This is a genomic window from Lactobacillus sp. (genome assembly GCF_014803895.1).
In genome coordinates this window covers 19,899-36,881 of the sequence record NZ_JAAVAU010000027.1, presented here as the reverse complement: position 1 = coordinate 36,881, position 16,983 = coordinate 19,899, and the positions used below count along the sequence as shown (strand labels likewise).

Genomic DNA, 16,983 nt, shown 5'->3' with positions numbered 1-16,983 from the left:
CTTTTAATCCTTTTCTTTAAAATTTTGAACATATAAAAAACGACTACTTAAGTGTGTAGTCGTTTTTTGTTAATTTATTTTGTCCATCATCATAGTGCCAAACATATACCCAACGATCATCAATCCATTCTTGTTCAGCAATCAATCGGTAATCTTTGTCATACATTGAGTATCTCCAGTGCAAATGATTATCTTCTGGAATCCAGACATTAGCTGTCCAAACAACATCTTGCTTTTCTGTTAAGTCTAAGATTTTAATTTCAAATTGATTCATCAAATTAGTGTTCAACCAACCATCAAAATCAATCAATAATCCTTTTTGACTTTCAATACCTGTAATTTGTGCACTAATTAAGTGAGTTCTATGTACTTGGTTCTTTTTAAAAGATCCTGGAATTTTAGAGTTTTTATTTTCCGGATAATTCATAGCAGCTACAATGTAGCTTTCTTGTTGTCTTCTAACTCCATTTGCATAACTTCCAGGAAACTTTGGAAACACCCCCCATTCATATCTACCATTTTCTTTGACCCACGCTTTTTGAAAAGCTGCTACATTATCGACTCCGTGTGAAAACAGATTGATGATTTCTCTGCTAAATTTACGTCCTTCACCTTTTTTAATATAAATTGCTGCAGTATGCCATTTATCAGTATGTTGCCAAACAACTGCACCTTTCATAACCTGACCTAATGCTAATTTGATACCATCAAGATTATTTATTCTGAAAGATACCACTTCATAAACAGGAGTTGGACCCTCTTTAGCAAAATTAAGATAATGTAGAAATCTGTTCAATGCTTTTTCGTACGGTATCAGTTGACTGTACTGCCGTCCGAAAATATCTACCATCATAATTTATCTCCTGTTACACCATGTGTGATTGCAGCTACATTACTACCAGCACTTTTACGTGTTTGAGCAATATTAGCTGCTCTGATCATCTTGGCTTTACCTTGAGCTTCTCTCAAAGCTTGAGCAACTTTTTGACGTTTTTCAGCACTTTGATTAGGAGTAGAATTGAAAAATTCTTCATTATCAGTGAAAGCTTCAAGATTAGGGTTAGCTACCGCCCATTCTGGATAATGGTCAATTATCTTGATCAATTCATCTACAGGAGTTTTTACTGTCGGAATATTATTAGGCTTAGCATAACTTTCATCATTTGCTCCACTATCTTCTGAATCATCGTCCATTTCTTTCATGATTTGTTCTCTAGTGAAAACATAGTCATGATGTCCAAATCTCTTTTCTAACGAGTCATTTAAGGCATACATCGTATCATCTGATAAGTATGGTGCATTACCATGTTGAACATTTCTTGCACCATGCATTGCTGAATAAAATTCACCAGGTTGAGTAATCAAGTTAACTGCAACGTTGGAATCTGGCAATGCAATATCTGATTCGATCGGCTCAGCCACCCCTAAAGAAATACGTCCAGTAATGTTGGCCGTAATTCTACCAGGAACTTTTTCTTTACGTGCAGTCTGATTAGCTAAAATCATTCGAATACCAACAGATCTAGCCATTTTGGCTAAGTATTCAAATGCATCAGTCATACCCTTGTCAGCTAGTTCACTAGCCTTCAATTGATCATCAGTATCAGTCAAAGCAGAAAATTCATCACAGACAAACAAAATTTCATATAAAGCTTCATCCGGATACTTTTTATTAAATTCGGCTAACTTTGAGACCCCTCTACGTTTGAATAAGTCAATTCTTCTACGACATTCTCTAACCATGTGCTGAACGAGTGCACGAGCATATTCAATATCACCAGATCCATCCGCAGGTTGAGCATAAACAAAAGGATTAGGGTGATAAGACGGTGCATTAGGATTATCAGTTCTCATAAATTCAAACGAGTTACCTTTACCGTCAATATAAGCAATCCTTAAATGCTTAGGGTCGGTAACGCTCATGATTGAATAAAGAATATCCATGATCAATACGGTCTTACCAGTACCAGTTTTACCAAAAAGCATTGCGTGAGGATTTTTATCACCTAATACAAAGTCAATGACATTCCCCATCGCATCTAGACCAGCAGCACCAGAAATAATTTCTGATAACCCCTTTGGGCGTTTCTTGATCATTTCTCTAAAGTCAACTGGAATATTAACACCGTTGACCATTGTGACTAACAAATTACCTTTTTCAGTTCTAATAATTGGAATATCAGTAGTTTTTAACAAGTTGGCCAAACCTTCTTGAATCCTCTTCCAATCAGTTGGAATATTTGCAGATCTTGATAAGGTATAGCGATAAACTGCAGTATTACCACCAACTTCAACATCATTAAAACTGACATTGATTTTGTATCTAATCAAAGCATCAGTTACATCACTTATTCGGTCATGGGCTGCCTTAAGAGCCTTATCTTTTAACATTGCAACAGTTTCACCACTATCAGGATCAACAGGTTCTGGAACAACACTTAAATCTAAGTTTTGTTGAGCCTTGTACTTAGCAGTTGTAGATGAGGTATCTGGAGTGTATTTATTCTTAGCAATTGCAGTCATACGTTCGTATAAAGCTGCTGGAGTTAAGTGAATAAAGTAACTCAACATACCTCGATACATCTTTTTAATAGCTTCCCAGCTACCTTCACCACCAGTAGAAATTTTATGTTCATTACTGAATGGATTAAAGAAGATAGCCTGCCAAGAACCTAATTGATCACTAGCGTTGTATTGAACATCAGAGTCAAAAATATAACCACCTTTATCAGTATTAAGAACAGGATCCTTTTGGAATCTGATACTTGGAGCAGATAGCCTCAATCCTAATCCTTTTAACTGCTGTTCAATAACTTGATCCGTTGCAACTTCTCGAGAATTTCTAATGATTAGTTGAGCATGTCGCACACCATGTGCTGTTTTTACTGTTGCTCGTGTTTGTCTCATTGAAATAGCTGCAGCTTTAATTTTTTGAATACGTTCGGTACCACCTTGCCCATTGTCAAAAGGCTTACCAGTATCATCTATTCCTTGCAGCGCTTCAAAGTAACTATCACTTACATTTTCCTTGATTTTTGCTACATACAGTTTCGTCTGAATGTAATCAAAGAATGGTGTTTGATAACCTAAAAGATATTTAAAGCAAAGATATGGATAAAAAATTACAACTCTACAAATTATGTTAGCTGCTCTACTGAACTTGATACGCCAAATCAAGCTTTGCACCCAGATATAGCCTGCAGGTATCCAAATCAAAACAAAGGCTCTCAAATATACTGGTAACCAACTTGAGATAAATTTTATTACGAGGTGCCAGAATTTTGAGATACTTTGTAAGATCTTTCCAATAAATGCAAGCTTTAATAGTCTGTGTCCCCACAATTGAATAAAACGTACTATCTGATGCAAAAATGGAATATAGGTAAATAAAGCATAAATTATTGCTAAAATACCTAATCCAATTCCTACCTTGACAGTTACTTTCCAAATACGGTCAACATCTGCTTTTTCAAAGCTTCTATGAGCAAAATGAAGAAATATAAAGAAGCAGCCTAAAGCAATTGATAAAGGCAAGATCCAATAAAATATTGCATGAAGTATTTTAGGAGTCATTTCTCTTCACCTGCCTTAATTTCATTACATATTCCTTTAAGCCCATGCTCTTTACTTTTTTTGAAGTAAAGAAAACTATTGAGGGACTAGCCTTTACATTTGTGATATCAATACTGTTTTCAGAAAAAAGTTTTTGTAATTGACGATAACCTTTTCTAGATTCATATATTCCCACATACCCGTCTAATGTTTTTCCTAACAACAGTTCCGTTTTAGCCAAGGGAAGAGCTTTAGCAATTCCTTTTACTGTACGATGTTCAAACGGTACAGTTTTGACTTTCCCATCTAAAAAATATTTTTGAGGTGGTAATTCAGAGTCAAATATCAATTTAGGAATATGCTCTTCAGAATCTTGAATTTTAGCTTCAGGACTTTTAGATACTTCATTTGTACTTTCATCATTAGCTACGACCACATCAGGTTCACTGCTGATTGCAGTTCCATGCTTTTCAATAAAATCAAAATATGCTTTCCTTATTTTTCGATAGGCAACGCCTCCTTTAATGAGAAATATGATCCAAACAACAACGATTGGTAAAACAAACCAAATAATTCCCAAAATTTTGGGTAAATAATCATAGAATGCTTTAAACGGAGCATCTATAAAGCCAACTATATTACCTAACACTGGAATTTTTGGTAAGAAGTTTACCAATATCCAACATAGGATGGCTGTTAGCCAGGTGGCAATCACCGCTATAGTGACGATTAATATTTTTCCCCAATTTCTTGGTTGTCGGTAAAGAAATGTATTAAAAAACGCTTGTGAAATCACAAGCGCTGTTAAAATTATCCCTACCCTTAAAAGCAGTTCAATCATTTAATGTTCCTCCAAATTCTTGCTGTTTTTCAACACCTTTTCAAACTTAGAGGGATTATTATCTTTGCTAATATCTTTTACGACTGCGTGAGTTTTACTGGTTGGTTGTACATTTGCCGTCAAAGGTGTTGGAATTTTATCACCATCAACAGCAATTTGTGGCACCAATTGCAATAATTCACTTCTATTCTTTTCATCAAGTTTATTCACATTCAACATTATGTGATCTACTTTAGATTGTTGCTTAGAATACCAATAATCTTTCATCAGACGTGTTTCAACACTTTGACAAGCCGAGCAATCAGGTCGATACAAAACCAGCGTAAAGGGCTGTTTTTTAGCGAAATCAGACTTGATTGTTTTCATACCTTTTTCAGTACTTACTACAGCAGCAGAATATTTATTAGGCATGTTTACGGCATGAGTTTGTCTAATAAAACCTATGCCAAAAAGCACGATGAATATCCCTAACCATAAAATCATACCAGCATGAATTGTATCTTCATATTCCTTATAAAGCCCTTTTAGCTTTAGATAGTAAAGATTAAGCTTAGTCATCACTATCATCGCTCTTTTCGGTAAACACCAACTTTAGATTAGAAATCTTATTAGTTTTAAGATCATAAGTTAAATCATAGTAGTGAGTCGATTGTCCAGGATTATCTTCTGTATCTGTAGTCCAGCCGGTATTAACTACCTTAACTAAAGCTTGAACTGTAGAACCACTATTTTGTGTCATATAAGCACTAGCTTTATCAAACTCAGAATGTGATCCTAAACTCTTGATAAAGTTACCACCAGTTGAATCTTTACCGTCATCAAAAATGCTCTTGTTATTTCTGATACTTGCAGTAGTAATATCCTTAACTTTATTCTTTCGAGCTAAATAAGTTTTACTATTTCCCCAAGTGTAATAGTATCTAAAAAATTGATTAGATACTTTAGTTACCTTGTCATAGTTGGTATTTTGTACTGCAACACTTCTAACCGCAGGGTCTTTACTAGATTTAGCTTCTACAATCGTTTGATTAGAAATTGCTTGTACTTTATCTTTATATGCTGTTTGTGCAGCTTTAAGCTGAGTGCTACTTTGATTTACTTGTTTAAGCAATGCAACACGTGAATGATAAACATTTACGACACCGTAAATTGAAAAGACAATTACTGCAACACTTAGCACTGCTAATATTATTTGTACTACGGAGCTTTTTTTATTCATTATTCGTTGCTCCTTTCATATATTGTTCTAACTTCAAAGAGTTCTTCTTGATATCGTAATTTAAAACAAATAAATCTTGTCCAGGAATAGTCTTTGAGTTTGAATCTTGTAATTCAGGAGACACATAATCAACCACGATATATACGGGAACCGCAGTAGTGCTGTAATTATATTTACCAAACGTAATCAATACATCAGTCGTTTTTCCATGAGGAAAAGTTTGTTTTCCAGACTGATTAACAACTGGTTTATCTAATTGAATAAGCTCAGAACTAAATTCTTTACCCACTAACTTTGGTAAGGCTTTTGACAATTGTTTATATTCACTTTTACTTCCTGTTTCAGAAACATTGTAAGTAAGTGAAATTGCCGTTTGTATTTTCTTTGTTACTTCTTTAAGAGAGGACTGAACGTTAATGCCATCATCGCTCATTTTTTGCAGTTCTTTTTTTACTGAAAGATTTTTTGTTTTATTTTGATAACTTAAAGTTTCAGCTTCATTTTGTCGTATTTCTGATTGTAGCCTTGAAGTTTGACCATTAGACTTGACCACCAGGAAAAAGCCAGCAAAAAAAATAGCAATAACAACTAAAAACGTCACCCCTATCCATTTAAAATCTATCTTTCTTTCCATATGTTTTAACCATTATTTTTTGATTGGACGAGCAAAAAATGGCTCGCCACCCTTTTCTAATAAGCTTAAGAATGAATCATGGAAAGTACCTTCACTAACCCCGTGTTTAACACTAGTTTGTTGAATGACTTTTGTCTTATTACCTTTCCATTTTTCTTCTAGGATAGCCGTGTGTCCTGCATCGCCTCCACCTGAACCAGTATTAACAATTACAACATCTCCAGGACCAGCTTCACTTGATGAAATTTTCTTCAAGTATTTGTGTGAACCTTCCGCATCATCTTGCATCGTACGAGTGTACCATTGCATATCAGCAGGTACTTTATATCCTGCTTTAGCTAAGACTAGCCAAACAAATCCAGAACAATCAGTAACACCGTCTTTATCAGGATGATCAACAGACCCAATGTTAGAAACACCGTGTATTTGACCATAAGTAAAGTAACCCAATAAAGATTTAGCAATCTTAAGAATATTACCATCATTGTTAGACTCCTCTACTTTGGCACAAGGATTATTTTCTGCGTCCTTGTTAGCAACAGCATTGTTAATTGCAGTAAGATTGCCTGATAAAGCACTACTTCCTGAAAACTTAGATCCACCAAAAATTTGATAAGCTTTCTCAGCAGCGTCTTTTCTATCTTGAGAAGAAATTTCTTTTGCTCGTTCAGATGGTCGCTCATAGAGATTCATCCATGCAATCGCTGCTTCTCCTGGAGTACTACTTTTTGCCTGAGACATATACGCAGTAACTGTCCCCTTTTCTGACTTAATAACAAAGTCACCTTGGCTCTTTACTGACCAAGATCCATCAGATCCATTCAAATACTTACTATACGGGGTAAACTGGTACAAACCTCCCCCTCCTCCTCCATACTCTTTTTGGTCCAATACAAAACTTTTATCTTCAGCACCTCCAATATTACCAACAATTCCAGCTGCTTGAACTCCACTCATTCCTTTTTCTACCCAATACATAAAAACTTTTTTTGCCGTATCATACGCTTTAGTACCTTTTTTAGTCCATGATCCGATTGCACCTGAGTCAGTAATACTCATATCACTTGAACTCTCCGAATTGGTAGTTGAACTTTTATCTTGAATACATCTACTTGTAAATCCTTCAAAATTTGCAGATACATGCTTAGTAGATAGGATAGTTGCAACATTCGATAATAAAAGGCATGTCGCTATAATCGACACGCCTTTTGCGCTTATTTTCATATTTTACTTCCTCTTCTACAAAATAAGATGTGTATCAATCAAAGCACCAATGTGGTCTCGCCTACGATAAAAGTAGAGGATACCATCATTAGCAGCTTCAAGCTGAGAAATTACTGTTTGGGGTAAATGTTGCCAATTTTGTCCTAATTGTTGTGCGTCTTCGTCAGTAATCCCTCCTAAAACAATCATATCTTGTTGATTCAGTATTCCTGTAAAAGTTTCATAGGAAAATGGATTAACTGGATTCTTTATATGCTCAAATACACTAATTAAATTAATGCCTTTAGCATCCATTCTTTCACGATAAGTAGCTAAGCTTTTAACTGGAAGATCGATTTCATCCAAGCCTTCAATTACTATAGTTTCACCAGGTAATGCTCTATTAGTTACATAAGCTAACACGTTTAAAAACGTAATAGATTTCAATGTCTTATCTTCCCCTAATTTAGACAAATCATAGTAAATATTCCTATCTTTTGCCTTGTACACATTAGGTAAAGTAGTAGTTCGTCTAAAGACAGAAGGATATGAGGTAACCAAAGTATCCAATGTTTGATACATTAGCTTTGCATCCCGCCACTCTTGGGAACTAGTATTTGAGGCATCAGTTACCATATTGTTTAAGTGAAGTAAAAATTCTGAAGGTATTGGATAATCTTTATGATTATTTGTAGCTAAAATTCGCTGAGCTTTCATAGGTTCATTATCAGGGTCCTCAGTATAAATACCATTACCCTTAGCTTTATAAATAAACCAGTGTCGTATTTGTGAACTAAGATTTTGCTTTATATAATCATTATTTTCTGCTCCAGCAGCCATTAAAAGCATAGTGCTAACTTTATCAAAATTAGTATTTGCATCTTGTTGAACTGTTTCAGGAGTACCAAAAACTTCAAAAGGATTAATGGCATCTTTTCTCATGTCAAATACTAAACTATCGGTTGTTCGATAATCGTTTTTAGATAAAACAATATGATGAGTTCTACCACCATTTAAATAATTGCCATCTGCAATTACATGAGCAACTGCAGTACCTCCATTTTGCATGAAGGAGCCACCTTCATATCCACCAATAGACACAAAAGGTTGTACATTACCCATATATATAACTGCACTTTTGATATCACTAAAATCAATTACTGCTGTATTACGATTTATAAGTGAATGAACATCTTCACCTACTATTACACCTTGTGAATCAGAAAAGCCAACCGAAGGCATGAATAATCTACCCGCAGAAACTGAAGACATGTCAGTATTATGATAATGATCTCCATGAACAGAAATTAACGACTCTCTAAGAGACTTTAACTGTTCTCCAGTTCTACGCACTATCATAACCCCACGCACACTAGAGTTTTTATAATCCAGTTTTAATTCACTAATTACACTTTCTACATCTTTAGGAGTATTAGCTCTTACAATCATTAAAATATCAGAGTCGACCATGATATTATTTTTCGCTAAAGCAGCAGCTAGTTGGATATCTTGAATACGATCAGAATTGTTAGCAGCTTCTTTAGCATCATCATCATCAGTATTAGCCATTGTAGACATACTAGAAGATAATGTTTTACCAACAATATTTTGTTCTGTTTCTTTATCAACGCCCTTTTGTCGTTGAATAAACATAACTTGACCATTATCTAAATAACCTCTAGGTATCAAATTAGTAGTCCAACCTATCCCAGCTGGTCTATTAGTACCATATTGAAAAACAATATCAAATATAGCCATTACTTTATGCCCTAAAAATATATAAGAGTCAGTATCAACATACCCGAAGGGATACATAAATCCAGAGTCTCCAACAAAATCATTCTTCTTTCTAATTTTTTTATCTTTAACTTTTTTGGATTTTGACCTTCTATGCCTTCTCCTAAACAAATATCTCACCCCTCTCCAAATATTTCTTTAAATGAGTTTTTGATATCTTTACCTCTTAATCTACGATATCCAACTACTAAACCGGTTTGATATGCAGACTCAAGGTGTGTAATACGCTGTCGCAATATACTTACAGATGGAGCTGCAAGTATATTCAAAGTTTTTATTTGCTGATTATTAGGTAAATTCGATGTTAGCGAATATTGCATATTACGTTTAGCTCTCATAGCTGGTGTAGCATTTAGAGGTAGTTGCTTTTTCTTAACGTTCGTTTTATCAACGCTTACAACTGTTGCTAAAACTGTATCTCGTTCATTATTTAATAAAAGATTATTATCTGCACTTGCTGCATCTTCTAAGTCTCTATCAAATGTTACAGGACTAACAACCCCTCTTACGTTGTAAACCGCTAAATAATAAGGTCTATTTTTGTAAATAGTCTCAACAATATCCTCTTTATCATCCAAAAAACGCCACCATTTTTCTTGGTGACGTTTTCCTTTTATTCCCCATGTTCTAAATTTCTTATACAGAAATTTTGCACTAACAATAATTTGACTACCTTGAACTGGATTAGTTAACAGTGCATTCAAAGCAATAAGCACTAATCCTATTATCATCAGTATAGCTGGTATTGTATTTTGAAGTAATATTGAAAAATCTGCAAGATTAAGAATCATAAAGATTATTATTGCTCCAATACCTAAGATTCCCAGTGCAGTTAAAATACCACCCCAAGTTGTTACTAGGAAGTCTCCAAGTGCTCCCAAGTGTTCAGAAATACCAACGCGTTTAATTTGATTGATAGCTCTAGCTCTTAGATTGGTTCTATTACCTGAATAATTTTTAAATTCATTATTCATTATTAGTCCCCATCTTAAAGTGAGCAATTATAAAAATAATGACTGTAAAAATTAAACTAATACCAGTTAATGTTAAATTAACACTATCTGTATCATTGCTTCCAGCCTGAGGTAATTGCGTTAACTCATAACTGTTTTGCTTCTTTTCTACATTTCCTTTTAGAGGAGCAAACACCTTCTTTTCTTTTTTTTCTTGTTTCTTGTTTTTCTTGGAAGTTGCATCTTTAGGAGTACTTTCCAATTCTGATTCATCAACATCTGAAACTACATATATTTCATCCATACCACATATCCTCCATTATTTTTGATTGAAAATAACTGTGTGAGTGACCCCCTTATCATCAGTGTAATGTCCACTATGATCATCATCCTTGGTTACTACATATTTTTTACCGTCTTTGGTCGTATAGGTAAAAGTATTAGGTGTCGAATCTGACGATTCTGATGAACTTCCATTATCAGTTTGGGTAACTGTAGGAGTTTGTTGAGCAGTAGATTGATGATTATTCATTATTAAAGCTGTAGTTGTTCCTGTAAATCCAACGGATACTACAACCAATGCTGCTATACCTAAGATTTTTATCCATTTATTTGGATGATTATTATTTTCAGATTTTCTAGTAACAATGTCCGTAGCTTGCGGTTGAGATGGTACTTGAGGTTGTGTTGGTTGTGCGACAGGCTGTTGCATCGGAGCAAATCTTTGAACATCTTGCATATTAGTTATTCTTTCATTCAAAGAATTGATTTTTTCCAACATAGTATCGTTTTTAGCCTTTTGCTCAATATACTGTTGTCGCCAGTCGTTAGCTGTATTTTCAGCGGATTTGCGTTTATTATCTGCGTCTTCAACTTGAAGCTTATATTTATGAGTTTGTTGATTAACTTTTTCAGCAACTTCAGCACTAACTCTTGCATCAAAGGTTTGTTTGCTTATCTCAACAGCATTCTTAAGACTTGTTACTTTTTTTTTTAAATCTGTATTTTCAGTTTTTACATGTTTTATTTCTTTTAACAAGCGTTGCTTTTGATTATCAAGTACTTGTCTAAAGCTATCTAAAATATTGTCAATTTCAGGATTTTCGGTAACATGATTGAAAATAGACTTTTTAACCTTTTCAATGTAATCATCTAGATTCTGATTTTCAATTTCAATTTCAGATTTAGTGTTCTTTTTTACTACTTCGGATTTAGATGCAATGATGTTATTTAATTCGTCGAGGTGTTCAGCATCATATTTTCTATAAAAATCTTGTAGTGCAGCTTGACCGGCTTTATTTTTTTTATCCTCATAAGCTTTCTTTTCTTCATCAGCAATTTTATCTATCTCAGCATCCTGATTTTGTTTGATTTGAGATATATTGCCTTCATGAGATTGTTTAGCTTGAGCGATTTCTGTTTCAAGTGCTTGATCAAGTTCTTTATCATGATTGCTCTTTAATGATTGATAAATACTATCAATTGCTTGTTTTTTCGCAGTATTTACTTTATCTTGAGCTTCAATGATATCTGAATTTATCAAGTTCTTAGTTTGAGTGTCAAACTCCGGTAACACATCTCCAATAGTATTTTTATTAAAGATTTCAATCGCTGCTTGCATAAGTGGGTCCTCCATATTCGGAGGATCACTGGTTTCTTCTACATCTTCCTCATCTTCAAATCCTTTAGATAAATCTTCTAACGAAAATGGATCATCATCGTTATCGTTTTCTTCAGTAGGGATTGTATTTTGAGGAACTTCTTTTTTGCTTTCGTCTACAATTTCATTATCCACTTTTTCTGATTCAGTTTTCGACGTATCATCGGTATCTTCTTCATCTTCAAAAGACGTAGGAATATCAATATTTATATCTTCATCATCTTGTATATCCGAGATACTCGTTTGAACTGGATCATTAAGTGTAGGTTCACTGACTTCTCCAGAAATACTTTTCTTTTCCTGTTCTATAAGCTCATTATTATTTTCAATAAAAGTAAGAATATCAGGTAAATCAAAAAGTTGGAAAGTTTTATTGAAAAAGTCTACTTTATCTATTTTTTCTGATAGATTGCTTTCCTTGACAATATGACTTTGTGGATCAACCCATACTAATTCAAATCTAGTATCAGCTGTCCCTAAATCATATCCTGCCTCTTCAATTAAATCTTGATCAATAGGGTATAAAAAAAGGTGCTCATCCTTTTCAAAAAAATGAACACCTTTTTCTTTAGCGGCTTTTTCTAATTCGGTAATTCCATCTGGAGCAGCATTTGAAATTGCGATAGCTAATTGCATATCTTCTTTCATTTTTGACTTCTCCAATCAAATCATTAGCTATGAGGAATTTCAGCACCCTTGCTCTTGAAGAAGTTAACAAGACTTGTAGCAGCCCAAGCTAACATCAATCCCCCTACTAAACCTACAAAGAAGTTTTGAACAAAATTGCCCCATTCCTTTGTTTTGCCTTTCAAGGCCATTGCCATATAGATAACTCCAACAATTACTAGGAATAATCCTACACCAGCTAAGACCCAGCCTAAGATTTCACCAGCAACTGAGTGAATCCATGTTGTCATTATTTTTTACCTCCAAATTTATTACTATTTTGTAAATTATACAAACTATCAATCAATGATTTCTTATTGATTTGTTTCTTTGTATTAGAGTCTAAAGCTCTCACAGACTTTTGTAATGATCTGATACTATGCTTAACATCAGATAAGTTTTGACTTTGATACAACTGCTTAAGCGGTTTTACAACACGCTCATCTTTTGCTGCATCCCCTAGCGAACTTACTACACCCTTAATTTGGTTAGTATTCACATAACGAGTAGTTCTATGAATTTCAGGATCACTAGTTATATTCTTAACGATTCTGTTTGTTTCTTTAGTATCAGTAACATTTACAACTGGTTTGTGATTATTATGAGTTTCTAAGTGATCAACAACTTTTTTAGTGTTCTTGAAAGTCGACTCAGCGTCCTCAGAATTTATAACTTTAGAATCTTTGACGACATTTTTACTATCTAATATATTCTTATGTTTATGCGCCTCCTTTAAAATTCTGCTCTTATTTTGAGTATTAGTATGGCTAGTAGTTTGAGCTTCAGAAGTTTCAACGGTCGTAGTCTTTGGTGACTCTGAACTATTATTATCAGATTGATCTACCTTTTGAGTAACTTGCTTATGGTGCGATTCAGTAGGACTAGTAGTTTGAGCATTACCTGCATTAGTAGAATTTTGCTTTGTTACATCAATACCATGCTTTTGTGCCGAATTATCTAATCCCTTAATAGCTTTATCGACCTTAGCTATATCTTCCTTAGGAACACCATCCTTAACCATTTGCTGCTTCAAACCTTCTAATTTACCTTTAGCAGCAGTGTAATTATCGGTAGTTGGTTGCTTCTTGAAAGTATCTATAGCTTGTTGGGCATCCCTAAGTCTAGTAATTTTAGTTGGCTGAGGATTAATATTAGGTTTCTTCGGCTGAGTATTCTTAGATACAACAGGTTTGTCTGGCTTAATCTTATTAGGATCAATACCTTCTTTTCTTGCTGAATCATCAAGATTCTTGATAGCATTATCAACTTTAGCTATATCTTCCTTAGGAGCACCATCTTTAATCATTTGCTTCTTTAAATCTTCTAATTGACCTTTAGCAGTAGCAAAGTTCTTAGCGGTTGGTTGCTTCTTAAAGGTATCCATAGCCTGTTGTGTACTCTTAAGTTTATTAGCCGGAACTGATTTAATCCCAGTATCTCTAATATCAAGACTCTTAGGTTGTGCATTCTTAGATACAACAGGTTTGTCTGGCTTAATCTTATTAGGATCAATACCATTTTCTCTTGCTGAGTTATCAAGATCTTTGATAGCATTATCAACTTTAGCTATATCTTCCTTTGGAGCACCATCTTTAATCATCTGCTTCTTTAAATCTTCTAATTGACCTTTAGCAGTAGCAAAGTTCTTAGCGGTTGGTTGCTTCTTAAAGGTATTAATAGCTTGTTGTGCTTTTCCAAGTTTACCAGCTTCAATCTTAGAATCATCTTTATCTTTAACTTCAACATTCTTAGATTTAACCGGTTTTTCTGGTTTAACCTTTTCAGGGTCAATACCGTAGTCTTTACCAAGATTATCAAGTTCGCTGATAGCCTTATCCACTGCAGCAATCTTACCCTTAGGAGCACCATCTTTAATCATCTGTTGCTTCAAAGCTTCTAAGCGTCCCTTCGCAGCAGCAAAGTTCTTCTTAGTAGGCTTCTTTCTAAAGTCGTCAACTGCTTTTTGTGCATCAAGTACCTTATCCACTGTAGCACTAGAGGTCTTAGGATCCATTTGAACATCAGACAAGTCTTTATTGATACGATCAAATTGACCATTACGTTTGATTTCTTCAGGAGTCTTAGCCTTTCTACGTTTACTAGTTGATGTAGTAGAAGTACTCTTTTTAGGTATTTCATTTTCGTGTGTACTCTTAGTTGGAGCATCATTGTTCGGTCTATTTTCAGGATTATCATTATCTGTTGCTAATACAGGAGCTGATTTACCCAATAACTTATTAGAAAAGCCTCTCAGTTTATCGTTAGCCTTGTTAAGAGGTTTACCAAATCTTCTATGCATTCTCTGATTGGTCTCAGCAGCTCTAGCTTTAACTGCATAGCCGTTTCTATTAGCCGACTGTTCAAGTCTAGCACCAGCAGCTTTAGCCCAATTCCATGGATAGCAGTATATCTCATTCAAGATATTTCTAAATTTTTCAGACTTGATCCATAAACCAGCAAAAAATACACCAACGATTCCTTGAATAATTAAAGGAGTACCATTATAAGCTAATGATTGTTGTGGGGATGTAGGTGTTGCACCAGAGGCCATTGGGATAGCCTTCACTACCATATTTGAAATTGCAGTAATGAATGTAGTTAACAATTGTGGCATAATCGAGAACATTATTAAAGTTCCTGCAATTCCTAATGCATAGAATAAGAATGCAGCTGGATATTCTAAATCTCCAACTATGATTCCCTTAACATAAGCTTCAAGCGGTCTAATATTCATATCCAGCAAACCCACCGAGAAAATAGCTATGAGTAATGCCATCCAAACCACTAAAGTAATTAATGGTTTCGTAAGCATACCACAAATAGTAAAGCCTGGGTTTCCAATCATCGAAACAACATAGTAATCTGAACGGTTACTATCAAATTGTCCTTTCATTTGGTAAATACCACGGGCAGGCGCATCAATATAGTAGCGTCCACCATTTTCATCAAATATTGTTGATAAAATCAAAAACATTGATTGGTCTGATGGGACAGTACCACTTTTATGCCCACCTACTTGGTTTTTAACCATTTCTTGACTGGGAGTAGTGCCGTAGTACTTATCTAAATCACCTGAATTTTTGGCACCATAGATAAAGCGATCACGCCAAGCTGTAATAACTGAAGTATTTAAGCTTTTACCGTCTTTCCCTGCCTTATAATCATTGATTGCAGACTTATAAGAGCCGTCCTGATCATCTTTTACACCAGATTTTCCACCAGAAGGATAGTAAGCGTTATTGACGTCTAACAATTTACTGTCTGTTCCTTGACCAAATTCAAAAGCATACTCATAGTAAGAGCCATAAGCTATAGGATTAGCATTTGACTGTTCAGACCCCTCATAATTGATATAATCGGTAGCTGAAAATGCTTGACTCATCCCATATGCCATTAATAAAGCACTATTAGGAAAAACTGATTGCTTACCTGCTATAGAACTATTTTGATTAATGTTTGCGATTCTTTTAGCACCAGCATCAACATAAGGATCAAAATCAAGATCTACAAACGATCCATTATCATCGCTTTTTATATCAGACTCTTTTGTTGAGTTACCCATAGGCGCAAAGTTATATTGATAAGCCCAAGTTCTATCATCAACCAAGTAACGTGTAAAATCATCAGTAGTTACTTGTGGGAATTTACTAGTCATATCAGTAATTGAATTGATGAGTGTTGCAGCTCCACCCACTACAAGTGGTAAACAGATCATGGTAAATATACGTCCTTTAAATTTATTAAAGTGATACTGGTCGATATTTTGAGCACCACGCCTTAATGCCATTGCTAATGAAATTAAGATAAAGATAATAGCTATCGCAAGAAACGCATCTAAAAAGTTATTGATTGTTTCTTTAGATAAACCTAGAGCTTTAAGCATCCCAGATTGGATAGATAAATTAGTTAATACGCTTCCCAATAAAGGGATGATATTCATTTTAGCAAGTAGCTTTAATAAAGCCGGTACCAGCATATTTACAAAGTCCATCAATAACGCAATCGGCATCAATACTATCATGATAATAAAACGTCCAATATAAGCACCTATACTCTCAAATCCTTGAACTCTATTTGAAAAGTACTTAAAAGTTGAGTAAGTTGCCATCATAGAGACAAAGTTTTTAGCAGTATTACGAGCACCCTGTTCATTAGGAGCAGAATTAACAATATCATCGTATGAAAATGAACCGCTAATACCACCAGACCCTAGTGGTGCCACATAGGCTGCCTTATGATTACTACCTTGCTCTGTTACACTCTCTGCACGGTTATCAAGCATATAATATTGAAAAACAGTTGAGAAATTATAATTAGTACTTGCTTTGACCTGACTGGATACTCCCACACCTATTAGCGCTAATAAAGCTAAGATTACAGCGGTCTTAGTTTTTAAAAATCTCAATAAACAATAAGAACATCTTTTTATTATTTTCATGTTTCACCCCCTTTCCAGTG

General features: G+C 34.6%; 13 protein-coding genes. All 13 read right to left on the bottom strand.

The window, feature by feature from the left end; genetic code table 11:
* Window positions 1–43: 43 nt before the first annotated feature.
* On the bottom strand, window positions 44–853 hold the full coding sequence (locus HDR40_RS08145; protein ID WP_290628150.1) for a hypothetical protein: 810 nt from the start codon (window positions 851–853) through the stop codon (window positions 44–46).
* A complete protein-coding gene (locus HDR40_RS08140; RefSeq protein ID WP_290628149.1) occupies window positions 850–3,573 on the bottom strand; it encodes an FtsK/SpoIIIE domain-containing protein in 2,724 nt (907 codons plus the stop codon). The genes HDR40_RS08145 and HDR40_RS08140 overlap by 4 nt, the downstream gene beginning before the upstream one ends.
* Entirely contained in the window at window positions 3,563–4,393 is an 831-nt protein-coding gene (locus tag HDR40_RS08135) for a hypothetical protein (protein ID WP_290628147.1), read from the bottom strand. Before HDR40_RS08135 ends, HDR40_RS08140 begins: the two co-directional genes overlap by 11 nt.
* On the bottom strand, window positions 4,394–4,954 hold the full coding sequence (locus tag HDR40_RS08130; protein WP_290628145.1) for a hypothetical protein: 561 nt from the start codon (window positions 4,952–4,954) through the stop codon (window positions 4,394–4,396).
* Window positions 4,944–5,612, bottom strand: coding sequence for a hypothetical protein (locus HDR40_RS08125; RefSeq protein WP_290628143.1), 669 nt, complete (start codon window positions 5,610–5,612; stop codon window positions 4,944–4,946). Before HDR40_RS08125 ends, HDR40_RS08130 begins: the two co-directional genes overlap by 11 nt.
* Window positions 5,605–6,213, bottom strand: a complete 609-nt coding sequence (locus tag HDR40_RS08120; protein ID WP_290628141.1) for a hypothetical protein — start codon at window positions 6,211–6,213, stop codon at window positions 5,605–5,607. Before HDR40_RS08120 ends, HDR40_RS08125 begins: the two co-directional genes overlap by 8 nt.
* 45 nt (window positions 6,214–6,258) lie before the next feature.
* Window positions 6,259–7,470, bottom strand: a complete 1,212-nt coding sequence (locus tag HDR40_RS08115; protein WP_290628139.1) for a phage tail tip lysozyme — start codon at window positions 7,468–7,470, stop codon at window positions 6,259–6,261.
* A 15-nt stretch (window positions 7,471–7,485) separates the two neighbouring features.
* Window positions 7,486–9,207 (bottom strand): hypothetical protein, encoded by a 1,722-nt coding sequence (locus HDR40_RS08110; RefSeq protein ID WP_290628137.1) that lies wholly within the window; start codon window positions 9,205–9,207, stop codon window positions 7,486–7,488.
* Between the two features lie 155 nt (window positions 9,208–9,362).
* Entirely contained in the window at window positions 9,363–10,220 is an 858-nt protein-coding gene (locus tag HDR40_RS08105; protein ID WP_290628135.1) for a hypothetical protein, read from the bottom strand.
* The gene (locus HDR40_RS08100; RefSeq protein WP_290628133.1) at window positions 10,213–10,503 is read right to left on the bottom strand and encodes a hypothetical protein; all 291 of its coding nucleotides are present in this window, start codon (window positions 10,501–10,503) and stop codon (window positions 10,213–10,215) included. The genes HDR40_RS08105 and HDR40_RS08100 overlap by 8 nt, the downstream gene beginning before the upstream one ends.
* A gap of 15 nt (window positions 10,504–10,518) precedes the next feature.
* Complete coding sequence (locus HDR40_RS08095; protein ID WP_290628131.1) at window positions 10,519–12,507, bottom strand: hypothetical protein; 1,989 nt, start codon at window positions 12,505–12,507, stop codon at window positions 10,519–10,521.
* Window positions 12,508–12,530: 23 nt separating this feature from the next.
* Entirely contained in the window at window positions 12,531–12,776 is a 246-nt protein-coding gene (locus tag HDR40_RS08090; protein WP_290628129.1) for a hypothetical protein, read from the bottom strand.
* The gene (locus HDR40_RS08085) at window positions 12,776–16,963 is read right to left on the bottom strand and encodes a hypothetical protein (protein WP_290628126.1); all 4,188 of its coding nucleotides are present in this window, start codon (window positions 16,961–16,963) and stop codon (window positions 12,776–12,778) included. Before HDR40_RS08085 ends, HDR40_RS08090 begins: the two co-directional genes overlap by 1 nt.
* Window positions 16,964–16,983 lie beyond the last annotated feature (20 nt).

What these genes read in the sequence shown, in the direction of transcription:
- HDR40_RS08125 (WP_290628143.1), bottom strand. Translation starts at nt 5,612, where the DNA reads ATGAATAAAAAAAGCTCCGTAGTACAAATAATATTAGCAGTGCTAAGT.
- HDR40_RS08100 (WP_290628133.1), bottom strand. Translation starts at nt 10,503, where the DNA reads ATGGATGAAATATATGTAGTTTCAGATGTTGATGAATCAGAATTGGAA.
- HDR40_RS08145 (WP_290628150.1), bottom strand. Translation starts at nt 853, where the DNA reads ATGATGGTAGATATTTTCGGACGGCAGTACAGTCAACTGATACCGTAC.
- HDR40_RS08090 (WP_290628129.1), bottom strand. Translation starts at nt 12,776, where the DNA reads ATGACAACATGGATTCACTCAGTTGCTGGTGAAATCTTAGGCTGGGTC.
- HDR40_RS08135 (WP_290628147.1), bottom strand. Translation starts at nt 4,393, where the DNA reads ATGATTGAACTGCTTTTAAGGGTAGGGATAATTTTAACAGCGCTTGTG.
- HDR40_RS08095 (WP_290628131.1), bottom strand. Translation starts at nt 12,507, where the DNA reads ATGAAAGAAGATATGCAATTAGCTATCGCAATTTCAAATGCTGCTCCA.
- HDR40_RS08115 (WP_290628139.1), bottom strand. Translation starts at nt 7,470, where the DNA reads ATGAAAATAAGCGCAAAAGGCGTGTCGATTATAGCGACATGCCTTTTA.
- HDR40_RS08110 (WP_290628137.1), bottom strand. Translation starts at nt 9,207, where the DNA reads ATGGCTATATTTGATATTGTTTTTCAATATGGTACTAATAGACCAGCT.
- HDR40_RS08085 (WP_290628126.1), bottom strand. Translation starts at nt 16,963, where the DNA reads ATGAAAATAATAAAAAGATGTTCTTATTGTTTATTGAGATTTTTAAAA.
- HDR40_RS08140 (WP_290628149.1), bottom strand. Translation starts at nt 3,573, where the DNA reads ATGACTCCTAAAATACTTCATGCAATATTTTATTGGATCTTGCCTTTA.
- HDR40_RS08105 (WP_290628135.1), bottom strand. Translation starts at nt 10,220, where the DNA reads ATGAATAATGAATTTAAAAATTATTCAGGTAATAGAACCAATCTAAGA.